We start from the raw sequence: 22,011 nt of genomic DNA, 5'->3' as shown, positions 1-22,011 counted from the left end.
CTCCTGAATACGTCACTTCAATGTGATTCACGATGCTGGAGCCGTTCGCCGCTCGCGCCGGCCGGCTTGGAATCCGAGGGAAACAGCAATTTTTCCAGCACGATAACGACAGCCGGCGTCACCAGCGACACATACATGTTGTCGATACCGAACGGATTGCCGAGCAGATACCACACCGTGGTCGAGATCGTCGCGATGATCAGCGCGGCCATCGCCCCACGGCTGCTGTTGAAGAAAGGCAGATAGATGCCGATCAGGGCCACCACGGAGACCGTCAACCGCAACGCCCGCGTGAAGAACGACAGCGCCAGGATCTGCGGCACGAACAGCACGAATACGAGCGGCACGAGTCCGACCACGAGCGAAATCCAGCGCGTCATGCGCAGTTCGACATCGGGCGCCGGGTTGTAGCGCGGCACATAGAAATCCTTCACCACCAGCGAGGCGATGGCAAGCGCCACGGTGCACACGCTGACGAAAATCGACGCGACGAGCGAGGTCGTCACGACGCCGGCCAGCAGCGGATTCATGTGCTGCAGAAACACCGGCAGCGCATAGAGGCTCTTGATGTTGGGAAACAGAAACTTGGCGGCCACGCCGAGGAAACCCAGCGCGATCGAGATCGGCACGCACAATGCCGCGGCCAGCAGCGAGGCATTGCGCGCCGCCGCGGGTGAACGGGTCGCGGATATCGCCTGAATGATGAACTGCGTCGAGAAGATCGCGCCCGCCGTGCCGATGATCCACGCGCCGATCGTACCGTTGCTGAGCGAGCCGTTCCAGGTGAAGTAATGCTCGGGCATCTGCGCCATCATCGGCTGGATGCCGCCGGTCATTTGCCACGCCACGACCACCAGAATCGCGATGCCGATCAACTTGACCGCGCTATGCACGATAGTCAGGTATGCGACGCTCTTCAAGCCGCCCCACGCGAAGTACACCGTACTCACGATCGCCGTGATCACCGCGGCGGTCGGCAGATTGATGCGCATCACCGTCGAAATCGCCGCAGCGCCGCTCACATAGTTGCCCACGTTCACGAGGAACAGCGCATAGATCATGATCGCCGAGACGACCAGCTTGGCGCGTTTGCCGTACTTCATTGCAATGAAGCCGGAGATCGTGAACTCGCCCGAACTGTAGAGACGTTTGGCCATGAAGAGGCCAAAGAACAGAAAACCGATCGAAGCGGCGATCACCGACCACGACGCCGCGATCCCCGCGCTGAACGCTTCCTGCGAGGTGCCGACCGTCGATTTCGCGCCGATGAATTCCGACATCAGCAATACCGCGACGACCACGGCCGGCATCGAGCGCGACGCCACCATGAACTGTTCGGAGTTGCGGCTGCGCAGTTTGACGCTGAACCAGCTGGTCAGAAGAATGTAGAGCACGACCATCCCGATGATGATCGCTGTGTCCCAGTAGCTAAAAGTTGCCATGGTGTCTCCAATGTATTTTGACGACGTCTTCGCATCGAAAAATCCGGCCGCCGGGCGTGTCCCCGCCTTCTCGACGGCCGAGAATCTGTTTTCGCCGCACGAGCGGCATGATGTTGCCGGCTTGCGGCCCGCTCTCAGGCTTCCAGTTCGGAGTGCCGCGTCGCGAGATCGAGTGCCTGCTTCAGCGCCTCGAGCATGCTGCCCTCGTCGGCGATACCCTTGCCGGCAATGTCGAACGCCGTACCGTGATCGACCGAGGTACGAATCACCGGCAGACCGACGGTCACGTTGACGCCGGCCTCGAGGCCCATCACCTTGACCGGGCCGTGGCCCTGGTCGTGATACATCGCGACCACCACGTCGAAATCGCCGCGGCCGGCGCGGAAGAACAGCGTATCGGCGGGCAACGGGCCTTCCACATCCCAGCCGCGTGCCTGCAGCACCTGCACCGCCGGAATGATCTTTTCCTCTTCCTCGCCGTAGCCGAACAGCCCGTTCTCGCCCGCATGCGGGTTGATCCCACAGACGCCGATGCGCGGATTCTCGATACCGGCGCGCACCAGCGTTTCATGCGCGCGCTCGATGGTCCGTTGCACGAGGCCCGGTTCGATCCGGCGAATCGCATCGAGCAGGCCGATGTGGGTCGTGACGTGAATCACGCGCAACTTCGGCGCGACGAGCATCATCGACACTTCGTCGATGCCGGTCAGATGCGCGAGCATCTCCGTATGCCCGGGGAAAATGTGGCCGCCGGCGTGCAGTGCTTCCTTGTTCAGCGGCGCCGTGCAGATCGCATCCAGTTCGCCGGCCGAAGTCAGTTTGACGGTGCGCGCAATGTACTGATACGCCGCATCGCCCGCGATCGCCGAGAGCTTGCCGTACGGCAGATCCGCGGGAATCAGGCCGAGATCGATGCAATCGACCACGCCGCATTCGAAGCCGGCGTCCGCGGGACTGCCGATCGAGCGCACTTCGAGCGCGAGGCCCGCGCGCGTGCCCGCATCGCGCAAACGCGCGGCGTCGCCGATCACGAGCGGACGGCACTGTTCGTAGACGGAGGCATGCGCCAGCGCCTTCATGACGATTTCCGGGCCGACGCCGGCAGCATCGCCCATGGTGATGCCGATAACTGGACGATAGGTCATTGTGGGGAGTCCTTTGAGGGTGGCCTCGGGAGGCCGGGCAATGCGTTGAACGCCGGCGAGTTTCCGCCAGGCAAGATGAAGCGTGCCGGGATGGCCGAAACCACCCGCCTTGGTGACGACGCACAGGCGGCGCCCGTTGTGATCCGCGTGCAGCAGCGGCACACCGCTTTCGATTTCTTCGACGATCCGCAGCTGGCCGATGCCGGCAGCGGACAGCAACGCGCGCGCGGTCTCGCCGCCCGTGGCGATCACGCTGCCGGCAAATGGCAATGCCGGGGCGAGCAGCGCTGCAAGACGCTGGCAAAACCGCAGGCCGTCGGCGACGCTGCTGCGATCGGACTGACTCAGCGAGACGACAACGTGCCGCCCCTGTTGCAGCGCTGCGCTTACCTTGCGGGCAAGATTCGCATGCGCTTGCGTAAGCGGCTCGGCAAGCAGTGTCGTCGTGTCGACTTCGAACGGGACCAGCGCGCTGCCCGCTTCTGCTTTCAACCGCTCGATCTGGGCATGCGACACGCTCGACATGCTGCCGACCACGGTCAGTACCGGCTGATTCGCTGTGTGATGCGCCGGTGCAATGGGTGCGATCGGTGCAATCGGCGCAGCAGCGGGCGCCGTCGTGTCGGTCAAACTCAACGCGCTCATCAGATCGGCCGCGAGCCCTGCTGAACCCACCCAGAACACGCCGTGCAAGGCTGCGGACGCGTGGGCGACCCGCCGCAGGTCGTCTTCTGTTTCGCTGTCGCACACCACGGCCTGAATACCCGCCTCGCGCAAGCTGTCGAACCGCTCCGTCAGCACGGCGTGGTCTGCGCGAACCTCGGTCAACGTCAGTGCAACCGCGCGCACGCCGTATTGCTCGAGCATCGCCAGAAGATTGGCCTCACCGCCGAATCCTTCGTTACGCCACACTTCGGTTTCTTCCACCGCCACGCCGTTCAGCCATTGGCGTGCGTCGCGTGTCGTGCGGCCGGCGGCCGGGAACGCGGGCGCCACGATCGCCATGCCGGCGAGCGGCACCAGTGCCGCCACTTCCGCGGCAAAGTTGCCGCGCAGCGTCGAATCGACTTTCTTGTAGAGCTTAGTCTGTGCGTGGCCGAGTGCGCGCCACACCTCCACATGACGGCGTGCCGCCGACGCCGCATCGAGCCGGCGCGAATCAGCATCGACGGCGAGCACGTCGATCATGTCGGCTTCGTTGTTCGCTTCGCGCATCCCGGACGCTGAGGATACCTGTTCATCCAGTGTCACGACGCTGCGCAAGCCGAGGCGTGCGCCCGTCACGGCGCAGTCGGCTGTGCCCGACAGGTCGTCGCCGATGATCAGGAGCCGCAAGCGGCGTTCGCGTGCAAGGCTCATGGCAGCAGGCGGCGATAGATCGCTTTCATGTCGTCGAGCGACAGCGGCTTCGGGTTGTTGCCGAGCAGCCGTTTGACTTTCGCCGCCGCCACCGCGAGCGCGTCGAGATCGTTTTCGCTGACGCCGAACTTGCGCAGATCCTGCGGAATATCGACAGCAGCCGTCCATTCGTCGATGCGCGCGATCAGCTTGCGCGCGGCGGCCTCTTCACTATCGTCGTGCGCGCAGAGCGATAACGCTCGCGCGACGTCCGCGAGACGGCCCGCGCAGGCATCCATATTGAAGGCCATCACATGCGGCAACAGCATCGCGTTCGCCACCCCGTGCGTGATGTTGAACATGCCGCCAAGCGGATACGCGAGCGCATGCACCGCGGCCGTGCCGGCTGCCGTCAACGCGAGGCCGCCGTACATCGAGCCGAGCATCATCGCTTCGCGCGCCTTGATCGATTCGCCGTGCTCGTACGCTTCGATGATGTTCGCGCCGATCAGCCGCATCGATTCCATCGCGAACATGTCGCTGATCGGATTCGCCTTGGTCGAAATATACGATTCGAGCGAATGCACGAACGCATCCATGCCGGTCGCCGCGGTGATCGCTTTCGGCAATTGCAGCGTCAGGGCAGCGTCGAGAATGACAAGCTGCGGCAACAGATGACGGCTCACAATACCGACCTTCAGCGCCTCGTCCGGCAACGTAACGATCGCATTGGGCGTCACTTCCGAGCCGGTGCCGGCGGTGGTCGGCACGAGGATCAAAGGCACCCCCGGCTTTTTGATCAGATCGATGCCGAGCCATTCGCGCAACGGCTGCTCATTGGTCAGGCGCACGGCAAACAGTTTGGCCGCGTCGAGCACGCTGCCGCCGCCGATCGACAGGATCGCGTGCGGCGCGAACGGCTCGATCTGCTCGCTGAACACGCTTTCCACGTTGCCGATGGTCGGCTCGGGTTCGACGTCGCGCACGATCAGTACTTCGACGTCTTTTTCGGCAAGCGCGGCCGTCACGCGATCGATCACGCCGAGCGCCTCCATCGCGGGCTGGGTAATCAAGGCGATGCGTTTGACCGGCGTGTCCAGCAAGGCGAGTTTGTCGGCCAGCAGATCAAGGCTGTGGGCGCCGTGCACGATGTGCCTGACGGTCTGGAAGTGATAGGTCGTGGTCATGACGGTACGTGGTTGACGATAAAGTGGCGAGGCCGATGCACAGCAATGTGCTTCGACGCGTCTTAACGTGGCGCGTCGCGGTACACCGCGAGCGCCTGTTCAAGACGCGCGCGCGCCTTGGCATCGAGCGGCTGCGCGGGCGAGCGCGCCGGACCCGCCGGCATGCCGAGCATTTCCGCCGCGGTCTTCAGTACCACTGGCATCGTGCCGAGCGCGAAGGCGTCGCGCAGCGCGCGCAGCGACTCCTGGGCCTTGCGCGCGGCCGCGATATCGCCGGCCTGAAAGTGCTTCCAGATCGACGTGACGACACCCGGCACCGCGTTCGTGGTCGCGGCCACCGCACCGTCGCCGCCGGCGATCAGGGTCCACAGAATCATCGAGTCGGTGCCGGTGAACACCGCGAAGTCGTCGCGGCGCAGATTGATCAATTGCAGCAGACGGTCAAAATCGCCACCGCTGTCCTTGATACCGCGAATGTTGGGAATCTCAGCGAGGCGGCGCACCGTGTCGACCGTCAGCGTGACGCCGGCCTTCGCGGGAATCGTGTAGAGCATGACCGGCAGCGTGGTGGCCTGCGCGATCCGCTCATAGTGCGTGAACAGTTCCTGCTGCGTCGCGCCGTTGAAATACGGCGTGATCACGGACACCGCATCCACGCCCACGTCGAGCATCCTGCTGTTCAGATCGATCACGTCGCGCGTGGCGTACGCGCCGGTGCCGGCAATCACCGGCACTCGCGAGCGCGCCTGGTCGACCGCGATCTTCGCGATGCGCAGCTTCTCCGCTTCGTTCAGTGCGATGAATTCGCCGTTGGTGCCGAGCACGAACAGCGCATGCACCCCAGCCTCGATCAGACGTTCGATCAGTGCGCGCAAACCCGCTTCATCGACCTCTTCCGACGCCGTCATCGGCGTGATGAGCGCGGGAATGATCCCTTTGAACAAGACTGTCATGCTTGACTCCACTTCCACGAAGGAAGACTCGAGGTTTGCCCCTGAGCCTTCCTGTTTGATCAAATTGCCCGAAGCATTCAGAACTTGTGACGCAAGCCAAGCGCCGCAACGAGCTGGTGCGACGTGCTCGAAGCCGTGATCGGCCACAATGCCGCCGTTGCCGCGTGCCCCGTCGAATCGATACCGCTCGCCGCCTGCCAGCCGGCGGTGAGATACACGTCGGTGCGCTTCGACAGGAAGTAATCGGCGCCGGCGTTCACCTGGTTGTAGTGCGCGTCGCCGGCGCCGTGCGTGCGGGTGTAGTTGTACGCCACGCCGAGCAGCGTGGCCGGCGTCAGCTGATAGCGAAAGTTGGCTTCGAGGTTGTCGAAGGTCGCGGTATCGCCGACAAAACGCGCGATCGGCGCGGCAGCCGCGCCCGAGCCCAGATCCTTGAACTTCGAATTCGAATAGATCAGCCCGAACGTGGCCGCGCCGAAGGTGTAGGCGCCGCCCACCGCCGCGATCTGAAGCGTCCGCGCGGACGCGTAGCCGGAATAGATCGGCGTGTTGTTCGGGGAGATCGCCGCCGCGCCGGCGGTACCGTCGAACAGTCCGGTGTTCGGCGTGCTTGCGTTCACGTACGAGGCCGCGACCACGAACGGACCGTTCGCGTAGGTCGCACCGAGCCCCCAGACGCGATTGTTCGAGAAGTCGCCCGCCGTGCCGCCGAAGCTGAACAGGCCGCTAAAGCGAAAGCCCGCATAGTCGTTGCTGGTGAACTTCACGCTATTGCTGATCCGCTCGTTCACGTAGAGGTTGTCCGTATTACCCGGATGTGCACCAAGACCGCCCGCCCACTGATTCGCCGCCGTCAGCGCGCCGAGAAAATCCGCGGAGGTGTCGTTCTGCCGCCCCGCGGTCACCTTGCCGAAACCGCCGCTCAAACCCACATACGCGGCACGCCCGAACTCACGGCCGTTCTGACCCAGCGTGCCGGCCGTGCTGCTGAAACCATTCTCAAGGACGAACAGCGCGCTCAGGCCGCCGCCCAGATCTTCCTGACCACGCAAGCCCCACCGGCTGCCAGCCAGCGTGCCACTCGACATCTGGAAATTCGAGTGACCTTTCTGGCTGTTCGAATAGACGAGCGAGGTGTCGATCAATCCATACAGAGTAACGCTGCTTTGCGCGTGCGCGCCGGTCGTTGCCGCGCCGAGCACGCCCAATGTGGCCAGAACCTGGAAAGAACGCTTTTTCAATGGTGTCTCCGTGATTTTTCTTGATGGCAGGCCATGGCGCTTCGGCCATTTGCAAACGGTCGGGACCTGCTGGCGTGAGCGTTTCGCTCAATACAAACGACCGATTCGGTCAATATAATGATCGAACCAATCATTTGCAAGCATTTTTTTCGATTCAATTACGGAAACGATTGAATCGATCAAAATTGCGATGAGGGGCAAGAGGGGCGGTACGACGGGGAAGCAAACTGGCCAGGCAGGCGCGGCGCTCGCGTGCGGGCGTTCTCGAAGTGACATAATTCCCGCGTCGTTGCTTTGCAACGCGACTACGACTTTCACGCCGCAAACAAGGAGATTCAGATGAGCAAGGGATATTGGGTGACCGCCTACCGCGCGATCAAGGACCCGTCGAAGCTGGCCGCGTACGCGCAGCTGGCAGCACCCGCAGTGGCCGCCGCCAACGGCAAATTTGTCGTGCGCAGCGCGGCCGAGGAAGTGCGTGAGCAAGGCTTGAAGGAACGGACTGTCGTGATCGAGTTTCCGAGCTACGAAGAGGCCGTGGCCGCCTATGAAAGCGACGCTTACAAGAAGGCGCTTGAAGCCTTGAGCGACGGCGCCGAGCGCGACCTGCGCATCCTTCGCGGCGCCGAGTGACGCGTACGCTCAGCCGGCTGCGGCGGCTTGCACGAGCGCGCCGATGCCGTCGATAGGTTTCATCAACTCTGCAGGCGCGCCATGCCGCGCCTGCAGATAGCTCGTTGCGTTATACGAGAGCCACACCAGCCCGTCATTGTCCTGCCACACCAGCACCTTGAGCGGCAAATCGAGCGCCGCGCGTGGCACGGCCTGCATCAGCGGCGTCCCCGCCCGCGGATTACCGAACACCAGCAGTTGCGACGGTGGCATCGCAAGCCCCGCACGCTGCGCATCCGCCGCGAAATCGATGCGGGCAAACAGGATGATCTGCTTCGCTTCGATCAGCGAGGCAAGCGCGTCGGCCGCCTGTTCGACCGTGCGTTGCGTGGGTACGGTGACGATGCCGTTATCGGCGGGAAGAGCGGACAGGGGAGCAGACATGGATTCCTCCGGTATTGACGATTGTTGACAATAGACAAGCTGCCACGCTATGGTCAAAGAAGCTGAGCCTCAGTTATCCCATCCCTTGTTCTAACCGCCGATCATGACCACGTCAACCACGTCTAGCGCCATCGAACTGCTGCAACGGCATTCCCTTGCGACGCTAGTGCAGGAAATGCTCGAACGCAGCATCGTCTCGGGGGAATTCGCTCCGGGAGAGAAGTTGAACGAAGTCGAAGTCTCCACGCGATTGAATGTCTCTCGCGGACCACTGCGCGAGGCGTTCCGCGCCCTGGAACAAGCCGGTCTGCTGAAAACGGAGAAAAACCGCGGGGTCACGGTGCGCGCGCTGTCGCTGCGCGAGGCCGAAGAAATTTATGAAGTCCGCGCCATGCTGGACGAATCCGTCGCCCGCGCACTCGCCGACCGTATGACGCCTGAAACGCTCGCAACGCTCAAAGGCATCATCACGTCGATGAAAGCCGCGAAGAAGGATCACGACCTCACGCGCTACACGGCATTGAACGTGCAGCTGCACGACGCGATGGTGACAGGCGTCGGCAACCAGCATCTGATCGAAACCTACCGGCATCTCGTTCGTCAGCTCGGATTGCTGCGTCAGGCCGCAATCGAATCGGAAAAGAGCGCGCTGGCGACCTCGGTCGCGGAACACGAAAAAATCGTCAACGCACTCGCCAAAGGCGATGCGCAGAGCGCCGTCACGCTCGTGCGCGAACACGTCGCGCATGGCCTCGCGAGAATGCGCCGCGCTCACGAGCACTGGGCAGCGTCTGCCGCGAATACCGGCGGCAACTGAGGCAAAGCCCGATAGTTGCACACACGGCCCCGCGCTCAGCGCTGCGGGGCCGCCTTCGTTTAAGCCTTATCCGACTTCCCCGCGGCATTCGCAAGCTTGCTGAGCAAGCGGTCGACCAGCCAAGGCTGCCGGTCTTCGTCTTCCGCGCGCTCCTTGCGCCGGATCGCGTCGCGCACGGTAATCGAGCCCACGAAGCGGATCGGTTCGGGCGGGAAATAACCCAACGGTCCATTCGTCAACGGACTGCGCGTCCATTCGTTGTCCAGATCGAGCAACAGCGAAGACAGAATCTGGCCGCCCATATAGGTCGGCCCCACACCGTTACCGGAATAGCCGAATCCATAGAGCACGTTCGGCGCGTCGTCGAGCCGGCCGAAAAATGGAAAACCCGTGACCGAGCGATCCGACGGACCGTTCCAGCTTGCCGTCACCGGCACGTCGCGCAAGGCCGGAAAGAAATCGTGCAGACTGCGCGTCAGATCGGCTTCGTACGGCGAACGCTGATCGAATACCGGCGCGATCCGGCCGCGCCAGGCAAACGTATTGCCGCCCTTGCCGAGCATCAACCGGCCGTCCGCGGTACTGCGATAGTAGTAAACGAAAATTCGCGAGTCGAGCACCGACACGCCATCCTTCAGACCGATTTGCTGCAGCAATTCCGGGCATTTTTCGGTGACGATCATGTCGCTGGAGACAACCGCAAGCGTGCGTTCGAACTGCCGGAAGCGGCTCGCCATCCACGCGTTGATCGCGAGCACGAGCTTGGGCGCACTCACACTGCCGGCCGGTGTGCGTACGGTCACGCGCTCGCCGGAGGTGAAATCGAGCATTGGTGTGCGTTCGTAAATACGGATGCCCATTTCGATCGCGACACGCCGCAATCCGCGCACGAGCTTGCCGGGATGCACCGTTGCCGCAACCGGCGAATACACGCCGCCGAGGTTGCGAGCCGACCCCGATCGGCTCGCCACCTCGTCCGGCGCGAGATGCTGATACGAATTGATGCCGTGCTCGCTCAGTGCGGCGATCACCGGATCGAGCAGCCCGATCTGCGCGCGCGAGGTCGCGGTATAGAGCGTGCCGTCGAGTCGGAGTTCGGCATCGACAGCATGCTCGACGCAGAAGTCGCGAATCTGCCCGACCGCGGCTTCGGATGCTTTCACGAGGCGGATTGCTTCGGCCTCGCCAAACAGACGCCGCAGCGTGAAGAATTTCGTCGACCACGTCAGCAGGCAGCCGCCGTTGCGCCCGCTTGCACCCGCGCCGCACAGGTCGCTCTCGATGATCACGATGTCGAGATCGGGTTTCTTCTGCTTCGCCTGGATGGCGGTCCACAAACCGGTGAAACCGCCACCGACGATGCAGACATCGGCTGTGGTCGCGCCTTGCAGTGCGGGCGCCAATGAACCATCGGCGAAGAGTGCTTGTTCAATCCAGAACGGACGCATGAATTGCTCACATTGATACAACGGTTTAACGCCACGTGCGGAAAAAGAAGGACTTCCTCCCGCTCCCAGGGAAGAAGCCTTCGCACGTGGACAGGGTCAGGCCAATTCAGGCCAGCCTAGGCCAGCGCTTGCGCCGATACCCGCTTGATCCCCATCGCCTTCAACGTATCGGCGATCGCGGCGACCGCGCCGGGGATGCCTGATTCGCCAAAGTGCCCGATACAGCCGACACGAAATGTTTCCACCTGGGTCAGCTTGCCCGGATACAGGATGTAGCCGCGCTTTTTCACTTCGGTATAGAAAGTCTTGAAGTCGTAGTTGGGGTCGTCAGGCGCATGGAACGTGACGATGATCGGCGCCTGAATCGCCGGGTCGAGAAAGGTGCGAAAACCGAGCGCGGCCATGCCTTCGATCAACGCCCGGCAATTGCCCGCATAGCGTGCGCCGCGCGCTTCGAGACCGCCCTCTTCCACGTATTGCGCGATCGCCTGATCGAGTGCCGCGACCACGTGAGTCGGCGGCGTAAAGCGCCACTGCGTGGTGCGATTCATGTAGGCCCACTGATCGTACAGATCCATCGCAAGCGATGGGCTGTTGCCTTCGCATTGCTCCAGCGTGCTCCGGCGAATGATCACGAAGCCCATGCCCGGCACCCCTTCCAGACACTTCCCCGAGGCCGCCACGACGGCGTCGAATGGCGTTTCGCGCGCGTCGATGTCGATGGCGCCGAACGAACTCATTGCGTCGATGATCAGGCGGCGCCCGTGCTTCGCGACAACCACGGCAATCTCATGCAGCGGATTGAGCACGCCGGCGCCGGTTTCGCAATGCACAAGCGCCACGTGCGTGATGCCCGGATCGGCAGCCAGCGCGCGATCGACGTCCGCCGCCTTCACTTGCGTGTCTTCGGGGTAGTCGAGGGTCTGGTGCCGGCGGCCGATTGCCCGGCAGATCTTCGCAATACGCTGGCAATATGCGCCGTTGTTCGGGATCAGCACATGTCCATCGCGTGGCACGAGCGTGCCGATTGCCGCTTCCACCGAGAACGTGCCGCTACCCTGCAGCGGCACGCATTCGTGCGTGTCTTCGCCATGCACGATGCGCAGCGTCTGCTGACGAATACGGGCGGTGATCTGATTGAAGTCGCCGTCCCACGATCCCCAGTCGCGCAGCATCGCCTGACGCGTGCGTTCTGAGGTCGTGAGCGGGCCGGGCGTGAGCAGAATGGGCTGGGCGGGCAAATTCACAGTAGCTCCTTATCGATCTTGATGAAGATGGTTTTCAGCCACGGCGCGTGGTGCGCCATGCCTGGGTTCTGCGCAATACGCCATGCGACACGCAGGCAAACAGCACGCAGGCGAAGGCGGCCGTCACGAGGACCAGCGTGGCCATTGCCGCGGCGGGTCCGATCTGCCCGGCGTCGTCGAGATTAAGAATTGCGACGGAAGCCGGTTGCGTGTCGGGTGAATAGAGAAACGCGACCGCCGACACCGTCGTCATACCGTTGACGAACAGATAACGTGCGATCTGCAGGATCGACGGCAGGCACACAGGTACGGTGACGCGCAAAAACGTCTTGTAGAAAGGCACTTTCAACGAAGCCGAGACCGCTTCGAATTCGTTGTCGATCTGCCGGAGCGCGGTGACCGCGGTCAAGTGGCTCGACGAGTAGTAGTGCACTACCGTGACGATCGCAAGCAGCGCGAGCGTGCCGTAAAGACCGTTCAACGGATTGGCGGGCGAGTTGAACAGAAAGATGTAGCTGATGCCGAGCACGAGACCCGGCACGCCCATCGGCAGGATCGCGCACAGATTGATGAAACCGCGCAACCAGCGCGGCCCGCGTGTCTTCTCCACCAGATACGCACCGCCGAACACGATGACCGTACCGCCGATCGCCACGCACGCGGCCATTTTCAGGCTGTTCTTGTAGGCATCGAAAATCCCCGCGCCGATCAGACCCATCTTGTAGTGCTGCAAGCCGAGGCTCATCTGATACGGCCAGAACTTCACGAACGAGGCGAACACCGAAATGCCGACCACCGCCAGCAGCAGCATGCAGACCAGTCCGCAGTAGCCGAGCATGGCCATGTCGAAGCCACGCGAAGGCTTCGGCTGGTAAGGCGTCGAGCGTGCACCGAGTTGCGATTGCTGTTTGCGGCGAATGAAGAAATCGACGGCGAACGCAACCAGTGCGGGACAGAGCAGCAGCAAGCTGACTACCGCGCTGCGGTTGAAGTCCTGCAAACCGATGATGAGTTTGTAGATGTCGGTCGAGAGCACCGAATAAGGTCCACCGATCACGACCGGCACGCCGAAGTCGTTGATGCAGATCGTGAACGACACCATCGTCGCGCTGATCAGTCCATACTTCGCGCCCGGCAACGTGATGGTGAAGAATTTGCGCGCGCGGCGGGTGCCCATCGCGTCGGCCGCTTCGTACAAGCGCCCGTCGGACAGCGATAGCGCGGTGACAAGAATCATCAGCACATGCGGAAACGCGGCGTAGACCAGACTGCACACAATGCCAGGCAGTCCGTAGATCGAATGACCGTGAAGCAGTGGCTTGAGGATGCCCGAGTTACCGAACCAGTAAATGAACGACACCGCGGACAACAGCGTCGGCGCAAGCAGCGGCAAGAGCGCGACCGTGCGCACGGCATTCTTCATCGGCATGCACGAGCGGGTCAGTGCGTACGCAAACGTAAATGCCATCGGAATCACGATCGCCGTCACGAGGCAGGCAACCGTGACCGAATGCAGGGTCGACGTCCACACACCGGAATCCACCAGATAGCCGGTGAAATTGGTAAGGCTGACGAAATGGCCATCTGCATCGACGAAGCATTTACCGATAACCAATGCCAGCGGCAACAGCAGAAACACGCCGAGAAACGCGGACATCAACAGGAGAGCCAACTGCGCGATCCGGTCATGCCAATGGCTCTTCTGGCGCACCTCGGCGTGAGCCTCCTCGCCGCTGCGGCGCTCGATCAGAACGGCGCTCATTGAAGTCGCTCCTTCGCGGCGGAGAAGACGCATACGTGTTCGCGATTGATCGCCAGATTGAAGCGCGACCCCGGCTGCAAACGGTTGCGGTGCATGTCATGAAACGACAGGTCGGCGACGACTTCCTGCTCACCAAGCCCGTCCACCTTGAAACTGACCCGGCAGAATGCGCCGAGGAATTCCAGTTTCTCGACCGAAGCGGGCAGGAGGTTGTCCGCCTCGCTGCCCGGCGCACTGAGATGAATGTCTTCGGGGCGCACGAACGCCGACACTTTGGAACCGGGAAACGCACGCTCCGATCCACATCCGTAGCGCAGCGCGATGGCGCCCGCCCTGAGACTGCCGTCGTGTGCGACTTCAGCCGGAATCAGATTGACCTTGCCGATGAAATCGGCAACGAACGGCGAGGCCGGCTCACGGTAAATTTCATGCGGCGTGCCGATCTGCTCGATCACGCCTTGATTCATCACCACGATCCGGTCGGCCATCGAAAGCGCTTCTTCCTGGTCGTGTGTCACCATGATCGTGGTCACGCCAAGGCGCTGCTGCAACTGGCGGATCTCCTGGCGCAGCCGCACGCGCACACGCGCATCGAGAGCAGAGAGCGGTTCATCCAGCAGGAGCAGGCCCGGTGAAGTGGCCAATGCGCGCGCCAGCGCGATACGCTGCTGCTGACCGCCCGATAGCTGGTTCGGATGCTTGCGCTGCGCATCCGGCAAACCAACCAGGGCGAGCAGTTCATTCACACGGTCGGCAATCGCCGCGCGCTTCATCCTGCGATTCACGAGACCGTAGGCCACGTTGTCGAAGATGGTCAGATTGGGAAACAGTGCGTACGACTGAAAGACGATGCCGTAATCGCGAAGCTGCGGCGGCAGGCGCGAAATATCGCGGCCGTCCTGCATGATCTGGCCGGCGCTCTGTGTTTCCAGCCCGGCAATGATACGCAGCAAGGTGGTCTTGCCGCATCCTGACGGTCCGAGAAAACAGAGCATTTCGCCCTTCTTCACGCCAAGATTGATGTCCTCCAGAACCGGCGTGTCGTTGAACCGCTTATAAACCTGCTGCACGCTCAAATACGCTGTCATCTGCTCCTCCGCTTCTTTCCTGCCTGCATGGCGCAACGCGCTGCCGCTGCGTCGTCGCATCGTTAGGGGCCGCGCTGCGCGGGCCCCGGCGCTCGTCAAGACCCGGCCGAACCGGGTCTTACTTTTGCTCCTTGTTGCCGTAGCGCTTTTGCCAGTCGTCGAGAATTGCGTCGCGGTTTTTTGCGGACCAGGTGAAATCGTTCTTCACGAGCAGTTCTGAATAGTTGTCGGGAATGCCCGAGAGTTTCTTCGCGACGCCCGGGTACGCAACGATCGCCCACCATTGCGCGGTGATTTCATTGGCCTCCTTGCTCGCCATGAAGTCCGCGAGTTTTTTGGCCGCCTCCGGCTGTTTGGTGGTCTTCATGATGCCGGTCGCTTCCATGTCCCAGCCGAGCCCCTCTTTCGGGAAGATCAGGTCGATGGGCGCACCTTGCGCCTGCAATTCATGGCCGCGGAATTCGAACGAGATACCGATCGGAAATTCGCCGGTGCCCGCCAGCGTGCAAGGCTTCGAGCCTGAATGCACGTATTGCGCGACGTTCTTGTCCAGCGCGTCCATGTACTGCCAGCCCTTGTCTTTGCCAAAGGTTTGCAGCCAGGAGGTCACGTCCAGATAGCCGGTGCCGGACGACACCGGACTCGGCATCACGATCATGCCTTTGTAGACCGGCTTGGTGAGGTCTTCCCATGAGGTCGGCTTAGGCAGATGGCGCTTCTCCGCTTCGACGCGGTTGTAGCAGACCGTCGCGCCCCACACGTCCATGCCGACCCAGTGCGGCGGCGTGTTCGCGTCGCTGTACTTGCGCGTCAGACTGTCGAAGCCCTTCGGCGCGTAGGGCATCAGCATGCCTTGCAGATCGAGCAGCGTCAGGCTGGATGCCGCGAGCCCGAGCACCACGTCGGCGCGCGGATTGTTCTTTTCGGCAAGCAGTTTGGCCGTGACCGCGCCCGTCGAATCGCGCACCCAGCGAATTTCGATATCCGGATTGGCCTTTTCGAACGCGTCCTTATAGGGCTTCATCGCTTCGTCTTCGAGCGCCGTGTAGACGAGCAACTGCGTTTTTGCGTATGCGAACTGGACTGCGCCGAGCGTGACAGTGGCAGCGACCAGACAGCGCAGCGCCAGATTCAGACGACCTCTGCAACTTTTAAACCCCGACTTTTCCTTCATTTCCAGACCCCTTGAGAAAGTGGCGTCGCGGCCAGCGACGAAAACGACCGGTGCTACGGGACGACGATGTGTTGCAACCCTATTAATCAACCCTGCTGATGACTGCGTTCGACTCTTTGAATTTGTTGTCTGTTGTTGACAATCTACAAAGCATCAATTTTAATGTCAAGTATTGCCTCACTTTGCCACACAACGCCACATCGCCATTACCCGGCTTACCCTACCCAAGAGGACATGTCATGAGCGAAACACCGGTTTCCATTGAAGTGAACGGCCGCAGCTACAACTGGATGCGCAGACCTGTCGTCGTGGTCTGCGTGGACGGCTGCGCCTATGAATATCTGGAGCTGGCGGCAGCCGCCGGGGTCGCGCCCTTTATTGGCAAGCTGCTGCGTCCCGGCACGTCGCTCAAGGGCGACTGCGTGGTGCCGAGCTTCACGAACCCGAACAACCTGTCGATCGTGACAGGCGTGCCGCCGTCGGTGCATGGCATCAGCGGCAACTACTTTTTCGATCGCGACAGCGGCACCGAGGTGCTGATGAACGATCCGAAGTACCTGGTCGCCCCGACCGTGCTCGCCGGTTTCGCCGAACGGGGTGCGAGCGTCGCGGTGGTCACCGCGAAAGACAAACTGCGCCGCCTGCTCGGCAAAGGCCTGAAGGGTGTCTGCTTCTCAGCGGAGAAAGCCGACGAAGCCACGCTCGATGAAAACGGCATCGACAATCTGCTCGAACTGGTCGGCAAGCCGGTGCCGAGCGTGTATAGCGCGGACCTGTCGGAGTTCGTGTTCGCGGCCGGCGTGCGCTTGCTCGAAACCCGCGAGATCGACCTGATGTACCTGTCGACCACCGACTACGTGCAGCACAAATGCGCCCCGGGCACACCCGGCGCCAACGCGTTCTATCAGATGATGGACGGCTATCTGCAGCGGCTCGACGAGTTGGGGGCGATCGTCGCGCTCACCGCCGATCACGGCATGAACGCGAAGCACAACGAAGACGGCGAGCCCAACGTGATCTATCTGCAGGAGCGTTTCGACGAGTGGCTCGGCGAAGACGCTGCCCGCGTGATCCTGCCGATCACGGATCCCTACGTGGTGCACCACGGGGCGCTCGGTTCGTTCGCGACGGTCTACCTTCCCGCCTCAGCCGATCTCGAAGCGATGCGCCGCCGGCTCGCCGCCGAGCCCGGTATCGAACTGGTGCTGACGGGTGCCGAAGGATGCGCGCGCTTCGAACTGCCGCCCGCGCGCATGGGCGACCTCATCGTGATCTCGACGCGCGACGTGGTGCTCGGCACGCGGCGCATCAAGCACGATCTGTCCGGCCTCGACGTGCCGCTGCGCTCGCATGGCGGCCTCGCCGAACAGATCGTGCCGCTGCTGTTCAATCAGCCGGTTGCGAAATCCGTCGGCGAGCGGGCGCGGCTGCGCAATTTCGACATCATCGACATCGCACTCAACCATCTTCAATGACCGGGGATCAGACATGAACGCTGTTGCTGAACTGAAGGCTCAATGGCAGATTCGTCATGAAGCGCTGCGCATTGGCGGCGAAAAAATCTTTCGCGACGAAGTGATCGAAGTACGTAACCCTTACGACGGCAGCCTCGTCGGCACCGTGCCGAAAGCGACGCTTGAAGACGTGCGCCGCGCGTTCGAATTCGCGCGCGCCTATCGTCCTTCGCTGACCCGCTATGAACGCGCCGCGATCCTGCGCCGCGCGGCCGATGCAGTGCGCGCACGCACCGAGGAAATCGCCTCCCTCATCACGGCGGAAGCCGGTTTGTGCAAGAAGGATTCGATCTATGAAGCCGGCCGCGTGGCGGACGTGCTGGTGTTCGGCGCCGGCGAAGTGCTGAAAGACGATGGTCAGATTTTCTCGTGCGATCTCACGCCTCACGGAAAGAAACGCCGCGTCTATACGCAACGGGATCCGCTGCTGGGCGTGATCTCCGCGATTACGCCGTTCAATCATCCGATGAATCAGGTTGCGCACAAAATCGTTCCGTCGATTGCAACGAACAATCGCATTGTCGTGAAGCCGTCGGAGAAGGTGCCTCTGTCATGCTATCTGCTCGCCGACATTCTTTATGAGGCGGGCCTGCCCGTGCAGATGCTCCAGGTGCTGACGGGCGACCCGAGCGTGATTGCCGACGAGCTGATCACGAACCCCGCCATCGATCTCATCACTTTCACCGGCGGTGTTTCGATCGGCAAATCCATCGCCTCGCGCATGGGCTACCGGCGCGCCGTGCTCGAACTGGGCGGCAACGACCCGATCATCGTGATGGAAGATGCCGATCTCGACGAAGCCAGTTCGCTCGCCGTGTCCGGCTCTTACAAGAATTCGGGCCAGCGTTGCACGGCGATCAAACGCATGCTGGTGCACGAATCGGTTGCCGAGCGCTTCACGGATCTGGTCGTGGAGAAAACCCTCGCGTGGAAGTACGGCAATCCGGCGGATGGCTCTGTCGACATGGGAACGGTGATCGACGAGGCCGCCGCGCAATTCTTCGAACGCCAGGTCAACGACGCCTTGTCGCGCGGCGCCCGTCTGCTTGCGGGCAATGTCCGCGAGGGCGCGCTTTACTCGCCGACGGTGCTCGACCGGGTCACGCCCGACATGCCGCTCGTGAAGTACGAGACCTTCGGCCCCGTGTCGCCGATCATGCGCTTTGCCAATATCGACGAAGCGATCCGCATGTCGAACTGCACGGACTACGCGTTATCTTCGTCGGTCTGCACGAACCGCCTCGACTACATTACGCGCTTCATTACCGAACTCGAAGTGGGTAGCGTGAATGTGCGCGAAGTGCCCGGCTACCGGCTCGAACTCACACCGTTCGGCGGCGTGAAGGACTCGGGGCTCGGTTACAAGGAAGGCGTGCAGGAAGCCATGAAGAGCTTTACCAATACGAAGACGTACTCGCTGCCATGGTGAGTGAGGGTTGAGCGGGAGCTGATTGATGAGCTCATGCGGAGTTCGTGCGCGAAGCGCCCGCGCACGGCATTCACGTTGAATGCCGGCAACTTGAGCCGGTTGTACAGGAAAACGCCCGCGAGGTGCGATGGCGAATGTTTCCGCGGCCCTGATGATCGGCAAGCATGAATCACTAAGATGAGTGCCGAAATCGTCATGGATCTGACCCCTGCAATCCATAAGGATTTCCTGACCCAAAGTTCAGCATCAACCGTCCGTTTTTTCTCGATGTCCCGACAGCCCCGGAACAATTGACCGCATACGATGCATGCATCGTCTACCGTCATCTGCCCGGGTGCTGTCATGTTCCCTTACTTGTCCGAGCGCGAAAATTCCGTTGAGCATATCAACGCGATGTGTCTGAGCTTTTTCGACGTGTGGTGCGAAAGCAGAAGCGTCGTGCCGTTGAGGTATCTGCTAAGCGGCTGGCCGCTGACGAATAGCGACCCCGACGCCCTCCGGCGTCTCGCCATGGCGCTGCGCGATCTCAGACGGCACCATGTGTACGACGACAGGGGCGCCTCGTTTGAGGAAATCTGCGAGCTGTCGGATTGCGTCGAGGATCTGCTCGCCCTGTCGTCGCTGTCGTCCCTGTCGGCGTGTGCAACGAGCAACGCGTAGCGCAACCGGAGAAACCCGGCCCGCGCAATGCAACGAGTAGGGGGAAGACAGCGTGCAGTTCAATGAAATCAGCGACGAAGAGTGGCGGCAGTTGGCGCCCATCCTGACGGATACGGTCATCGCTCATGGGCAGCGTGGCCGGCCCCGAGTGCGGGCTCGGCTGGTGGCCAACGCCGTGCTGTGGATCCTCACCACCGGAGAGCCGTGGTCGCGCTTGCCGGGCACCTTCCCCTCAGTGCCGACGTGCCGGCGGAGCCTTGAGAAATGGCGTTCGACCGGCGCCCTCGCGCAAATGCATCAGTTCCTCTCCAACGCCGGACGCAGTTTTCGCTGCGGCCCGGATGGGCTGCTGGAAGTCCGCTACACCGCGCCACGAGTCATTGAGCGTCAATCCAGGGACGAGGGTCTTCGGCAGGTGTTCTGGAAAGACCAGGCAGCGTGGCAGACACCGCAAAGCGCACGGCGGCCACGTCTTACGATGGATACGTTCACCCAGATTGCACGGCAACTCCCGAATGCTTCGCCTGCCAAGCCTGCACACGCCCCAACCCGCGAGCCGGTCGAGCGCCCTCGCTACATCCATCGGACTGTCTCGCCATGGATGGGCCTGGCGTCCAATGGCAGATGCGAACTCGACCCGCGCGGCTACGTCGTCTACCTTGCCGCCGACCCGGTGGCCAACGACCGGTTCCGCGGATGGGCCGAGATCGTGCGGGACGCCCGGCGGATTGCCCGTTCCGGGCTGATCGGCCCGAGCTTCAGGAACAGCGAGGCGGCGCAGCAGTACGCATTCGAATGGGCGCGGCGCTGGATCGACGACGCACTCGGCAGCAACAGCGACGACGCCGAAATCGAGAACGATATCTGGCAGCGAAAACTCCGCTCCGGGTAAGCAGCGCGTAGCGGTCTTTAAGTGCCGTTAAGTGCACGTCCGCGCTGCTCGTCTCAGAGCATCCAGTACTCGTCAGGAATTTTGCGGTCCGCTTCGGAGAGGTAGGGATTGTCGAGTTGAAAAGTCTTCCGCAACCCGGGTTTTGCGAGCGCCAGCGCATCCTGAATATAGGGGTGCGAATTGAATAGTTTCATGTAGGAACCCTCGCGATACGCCTGCACGAGGCCCTTCTCAATCGTCTGCGCGAGCGCCTGGTGGCCGGTCGCGACGTAGAAAATGAAATCGGACCGGTACTTCAGCATCAGCCGGTCCTCGACCACCAGATCAGGATCGAGGCGCCGGCGAGCCTCCAGTTCGGCGAACGCTTCGATCACGCCTCTTGGAAAATAGTCGACTCGCCCGCTCTGGGTCATTTCGAACAGCGACTCGTAAGTCGAGGTCTGAACATTCAGACCTGTCGTCCTCAGGATGTCGGTATCGATCCATCCAAGCCCCTGACAGCACGTGAATGCTTTCAGATCCGAAAAACGCTCGACTCTATCGAAATCCCGTTGCCGGTCTTTTCGTATGATGAATACCCGATAGCCGATCAACCCGCGATGGATCGGAATACGCACCACGTTCAGGCCGCGTTCAGATCTCGCCTCCATGCTTGTCCAGTGCAGATTGATGGTATTGCTGCCGTTCGCCAGTTCCGCTAGCGCACGGCCACGCTCCATGACGATGTCGGTCTGCAGCGCCGTATAGGGGGCCCGCGCCGTTTTCATCGCCAGATCGAGGACGGCGAGTGCAAACGCAGCATGCACATCCCCGCCGGGACGGATGCGTGGATAGACAATGCTGAAGGGCTCGGCCGGCGCCGCAGACGTGCCAAGCGTCACGCCCGCGGCGGCCAGCCCAGCCAGTACAAAACGCCTGCGGTGCATGAATGGAGCGGCTTCTCGACACGGGATGGTGCGCCCGGATAGGCGCATCTCCGCACAGGCGCACGCCTGAACGGTGTTTCATCGTGCCATGCGTGACGCATGCAGGCAAACCGTGCTTTCCCGCTGCCGCAGCAGACGCCTCAGTGAGCCGGCCGGGTCAATGAACCCTGCCGAACACCGCGCTGACACCCTCCGCGGGTGTCAGTCCCACGTTGAAATAGCCTTCCAGCCTGAAGGCGGTCATGTCGTCGAGTATGAAAGGCGGCTGAATGAAGCCGATCGAGAACGCGTGGTCGTACCATTCGCTCATCCACACACGCAATTCCGTCTCGTGTCTCGACAATTCCCTTGAGTGTTCGGCATTCATTCACGTTTCTCCCTTGTCCGGACCCGTCGATTACGCCACGAGCCGCTCAAAGCCCATCCTGCCCAGGTTGTCCACGGGCGGAAATACGTGCCAGGTACCGTCGCCGTGCCGGTAAAAGAACAACACGATCGGACCGTCGGGCCGCCTGATTTCGATGCAAACCCGGCAGGTCAGACCATCCTGCGAACCATGCAGCGCGAGTAGACGGGCGGGCATCGCGCCCGCGGTCGCCTGCAATTTTTCGCGCAAGCCGCGCAGCGAGTTTTTCGTCACCATCACTTCCGCCCCTCGCACTACTCGTTCCCGTGTGTCAATCGTGAGGTAA

General features: G+C 62.0%; 20 protein-coding genes. 6 read left to right on the top strand and 14 right to left on the bottom strand.

What is annotated here, in order from left to right; genetic code table 11:
- Positions 1–17: 17 nt before the first annotated feature.
- The 5 genes from BCY88_RS08865 to BCY88_RS08845 all read right to left on the bottom strand — a co-directional run bounded on the left by BCY88_RS08865 (position 18) and on the right by BCY88_RS08845 (position 7,306).
- Positions 18–1,442 (bottom strand): sodium:solute symporter family protein, encoded by a 1,425-nt coding sequence (locus BCY88_RS08865; RefSeq protein WP_120343893.1) that lies wholly within the window; start codon positions 1,440–1,442, stop codon positions 18–20.
- Between the two features lie 134 nt (positions 1,443–1,576).
- The gene (pdxA, locus tag BCY88_RS08860; protein ID WP_120343892.1) at positions 1,577–3,946 is read right to left on the bottom strand and encodes a 4-hydroxythreonine-4-phosphate dehydrogenase PdxA; all 2,370 of its coding nucleotides are present in this window, start codon (positions 3,944–3,946) and stop codon (positions 1,577–1,579) included.
- Positions 3,943–5,112, bottom strand: coding sequence for an iron-containing alcohol dehydrogenase (locus BCY88_RS08855; RefSeq protein ID WP_120343891.1), 1,170 nt, complete (start codon positions 5,110–5,112; stop codon positions 3,943–3,945). Before BCY88_RS08855 ends, pdxA begins: the two co-directional genes overlap by 4 nt.
- 62 nt (positions 5,113–5,174) lie before the next feature.
- Positions 5,175–6,065, bottom strand: a complete 891-nt coding sequence (gene dapA / locus BCY88_RS08850; RefSeq protein ID WP_120343890.1) for a 4-hydroxy-tetrahydrodipicolinate synthase — start codon at positions 6,063–6,065, stop codon at positions 5,175–5,177.
- Between the two features lie 77 nt (positions 6,066–6,142).
- Entirely contained in the window at positions 6,143–7,306 is a 1,164-nt protein-coding gene (locus tag BCY88_RS08845; protein ID WP_404935682.1) for a porin, read from the bottom strand.
- A gap of 339 nt (positions 7,307–7,645) precedes the next feature.
- Here BCY88_RS08845 and BCY88_RS08840 point away from each other — a divergent pair, with 339 nt between their 5' ends.
- A complete protein-coding gene (locus tag BCY88_RS08840) occupies positions 7,646–7,939 on the top strand; it encodes a DUF1330 domain-containing protein (RefSeq protein ID WP_120343889.1) in 294 nt (97 codons plus the stop codon).
- 9 nt (positions 7,940–7,948) lie between these two features.
- Here BCY88_RS08840 and BCY88_RS08835 read toward each other — a convergent pair whose 3' ends face one another.
- Positions 7,949–8,362 (bottom strand): DUF302 domain-containing protein, encoded by a 414-nt coding sequence (locus BCY88_RS08835; RefSeq protein WP_120343888.1) that lies wholly within the window; start codon positions 8,360–8,362, stop codon positions 7,949–7,951.
- A gap of 103 nt (positions 8,363–8,465) precedes the next feature.
- On the opposite strand from BCY88_RS08835, the gene BCY88_RS08830 reads away from it, so the two are divergent.
- Positions 8,466–9,179 carry a phosphonate utilization associated transcriptional regulator gene (locus BCY88_RS08830; RefSeq protein WP_120343887.1) on the top strand — a complete coding sequence of 238 codons (714 nt, stop codon included), beginning with the start codon at positions 8,466–8,468 and terminating at the stop codon, positions 9,177–9,179.
- A 59-nt stretch (positions 9,180–9,238) separates the two neighbouring features.
- On the opposite strand, the gene BCY88_RS08825 is transcribed toward BCY88_RS08830, so the two are convergent.
- The 5 genes from BCY88_RS08825 to BCY88_RS08805 all read right to left on the bottom strand — a co-directional run bounded on the left by BCY88_RS08825 (position 9,239) and on the right by BCY88_RS08805 (position 15,898).
- Positions 9,239–10,627, bottom strand: coding sequence for an FAD-dependent oxidoreductase (locus tag BCY88_RS08825; protein WP_120343886.1), 1,389 nt, complete (start codon positions 10,625–10,627; stop codon positions 9,239–9,241).
- Between the two features lie 116 nt (positions 10,628–10,743).
- Positions 10,744–11,874, bottom strand: coding sequence for a 2-aminoethylphosphonate--pyruvate transaminase (locus BCY88_RS08820; protein WP_120343885.1), 1,131 nt, complete (start codon positions 11,872–11,874; stop codon positions 10,744–10,746).
- 34 nt (positions 11,875–11,908) lie between these two features.
- Positions 11,909–13,636: a putative 2-aminoethylphosphonate ABC transporter permease subunit gene (locus tag BCY88_RS08815; RefSeq protein ID WP_120343884.1), complete on the bottom strand. Its 1,728-nt coding sequence runs from the start codon at positions 13,634–13,636 to the stop codon at positions 11,909–11,911.
- Positions 13,633–14,724 (bottom strand): putative 2-aminoethylphosphonate ABC transporter ATP-binding protein, encoded by a 1,092-nt coding sequence (locus tag BCY88_RS08810; RefSeq protein WP_120343883.1) that lies wholly within the window; start codon positions 14,722–14,724, stop codon positions 13,633–13,635. The genes BCY88_RS08815 and BCY88_RS08810 overlap by 4 nt, the downstream gene beginning before the upstream one ends.
- A gap of 118 nt (positions 14,725–14,842) precedes the next feature.
- Positions 14,843–15,898: a putative 2-aminoethylphosphonate ABC transporter substrate-binding protein gene (locus BCY88_RS08805; protein ID WP_120343882.1), complete on the bottom strand. Its 1,056-nt coding sequence runs from the start codon at positions 15,896–15,898 to the stop codon at positions 14,843–14,845.
- 239 nt (positions 15,899–16,137) lie between these two features.
- Between BCY88_RS08805 and phnA the strand changes: the two genes are divergently transcribed.
- The 4 genes from phnA (at position 16,138) to BCY88_RS08785 (ending at position 20,393) form a co-directional block, all read left to right on the top strand.
- Positions 16,138–17,373 carry a phosphonoacetate hydrolase gene (gene phnA / locus BCY88_RS08800; protein ID WP_120343881.1) on the top strand — a complete coding sequence of 412 codons (1,236 nt, stop codon included), beginning with the start codon at positions 16,138–16,140 and terminating at the stop codon, positions 17,371–17,373.
- 13 nt (positions 17,374–17,386) lie between these two features.
- The gene (phnY, locus tag BCY88_RS08795) at positions 17,387–18,841 is read left to right on the top strand and encodes a phosphonoacetaldehyde dehydrogenase (protein ID WP_120343880.1); all 1,455 of its coding nucleotides are present in this window, start codon (positions 17,387–17,389) and stop codon (positions 18,839–18,841) included.
- Positions 18,842–19,183: 342 nt separating this feature from the next.
- Entirely contained in the window at positions 19,184–19,501 is a 318-nt protein-coding gene (locus tag BCY88_RS08790; RefSeq protein ID WP_120343879.1) for a hypothetical protein, read from the top strand.
- 52 nt (positions 19,502–19,553) lie between these two features.
- Complete coding sequence (locus BCY88_RS08785; RefSeq protein WP_259461288.1) at positions 19,554–20,393, top strand: transposase; 840 nt, start codon at positions 19,554–19,556, stop codon at positions 20,391–20,393.
- 53 nt (positions 20,394–20,446) lie between these two features.
- Here BCY88_RS08785 and BCY88_RS08780 read toward each other — a convergent pair whose 3' ends face one another.
- The 3 genes from BCY88_RS08780 to BCY88_RS08770 form a co-directional block, all read right to left on the bottom strand.
- Positions 20,447–21,319 carry an ABC transporter substrate-binding protein gene (locus tag BCY88_RS08780; RefSeq protein ID WP_120343878.1) on the bottom strand — a complete coding sequence of 291 codons (873 nt, stop codon included), beginning with the start codon at positions 21,317–21,319 and terminating at the stop codon, positions 20,447–20,449.
- A gap of 157 nt (positions 21,320–21,476) precedes the next feature.
- Complete coding sequence (locus tag BCY88_RS08775; RefSeq protein WP_120343877.1) at positions 21,477–21,686, bottom strand: hypothetical protein; 210 nt, start codon at positions 21,684–21,686, stop codon at positions 21,477–21,479.
- 30 nt (positions 21,687–21,716) lie between these two features.
- Positions 21,717–21,962 (bottom strand): hypothetical protein, encoded by a 246-nt coding sequence (locus BCY88_RS08770; RefSeq protein WP_120343876.1) that lies wholly within the window; start codon positions 21,960–21,962, stop codon positions 21,717–21,719.
- Between the last annotated feature and the right edge of the window lie 49 nt (positions 21,963–22,011).

Origin of the sequence: Paraburkholderia fungorum, from assembly GCF_003610895.1 — a bacterium.
GTDB lineage: Bacteria > Pseudomonadota > Gammaproteobacteria > Burkholderiales > Burkholderiaceae > Paraburkholderia > Paraburkholderia fungorum_B.
Note: the sequence above shows the minus strand (reverse complement) of the source record. Positions and strands in the feature narration are given on the sequence as shown.

Excerpts from the sequence above, each read along its gene's own strand:
- BCY88_RS08865 (WP_120343893.1), bottom strand. The coding sequence starts at position 1,442 with ATGGCAACTTTTAGCTACTGGGACACAGCGATCATCATCGGGATGGTC.
- phnY (WP_120343880.1), top strand. The coding sequence starts at position 17,387 with ATGAACGCTGTTGCTGAACTGAAGGCTCAATGGCAGATTCGTCATGAA.
- BCY88_RS08815 (WP_120343884.1), bottom strand. The coding sequence starts at position 13,636 with ATGAGCGCCGTTCTGATCGAGCGCCGCAGCGGCGAGGAGGCTCACGCC.
- BCY88_RS08840 (WP_120343889.1), top strand. The coding sequence starts at position 7,646 with ATGAGCAAGGGATATTGGGTGACCGCCTACCGCGCGATCAAGGACCCG.
- BCY88_RS08770 (WP_120343876.1), bottom strand. The coding sequence starts at position 21,962 with ATGGTGACGAAAAACTCGCTGCGCGGCTTGCGCGAAAAATTGCAGGCG.
- BCY88_RS08830 (WP_120343887.1), top strand. The coding sequence starts at position 8,466 with ATGACCACGTCAACCACGTCTAGCGCCATCGAACTGCTGCAACGGCAT.
- dapA (WP_120343890.1), bottom strand. The coding sequence starts at position 6,065 with ATGACAGTCTTGTTCAAAGGGATCATTCCCGCGCTCATCACGCCGATG.
- BCY88_RS08805 (WP_120343882.1), bottom strand. The coding sequence starts at position 15,898 with ATGAAGGAAAAGTCGGGGTTTAAAAGTTGCAGAGGTCGTCTGAATCTG.
- BCY88_RS08790 (WP_120343879.1), top strand. The coding sequence starts at position 19,184 with ATGTTCCCTTACTTGTCCGAGCGCGAAAATTCCGTTGAGCATATCAAC.
- BCY88_RS08810 (WP_120343883.1), bottom strand. The coding sequence starts at position 14,724 with ATGACAGCGTATTTGAGCGTGCAGCAGGTTTATAAGCGGTTCAACGAC.
- BCY88_RS08835 (WP_120343888.1), bottom strand. The coding sequence starts at position 8,362 with ATGTCTGCTCCCCTGTCCGCTCTTCCCGCCGATAACGGCATCGTCACC.
- BCY88_RS08855 (WP_120343891.1), bottom strand. The coding sequence starts at position 5,112 with ATGACCACGACCTATCACTTCCAGACCGTCAGGCACATCGTGCACGGC.
- pdxA (WP_120343892.1), bottom strand. The coding sequence starts at position 3,946 with ATGAGCCTTGCACGCGAACGCCGCTTGCGGCTCCTGATCATCGGCGAC.
- BCY88_RS08775 (WP_120343877.1), bottom strand. The coding sequence starts at position 21,686 with ATGAATGCCGAACACTCAAGGGAATTGTCGAGACACGAGACGGAATTG.
- phnA (WP_120343881.1), top strand. The coding sequence starts at position 16,138 with ATGAGCGAAACACCGGTTTCCATTGAAGTGAACGGCCGCAGCTACAAC.
- BCY88_RS08780 (WP_120343878.1), bottom strand. The coding sequence starts at position 21,319 with ATGCACCGCAGGCGTTTTGTACTGGCTGGGCTGGCCGCCGCGGGCGTG.
- BCY88_RS08825 (WP_120343886.1), bottom strand. The coding sequence starts at position 10,627 with ATGCGTCCGTTCTGGATTGAACAAGCACTCTTCGCCGATGGTTCATTG.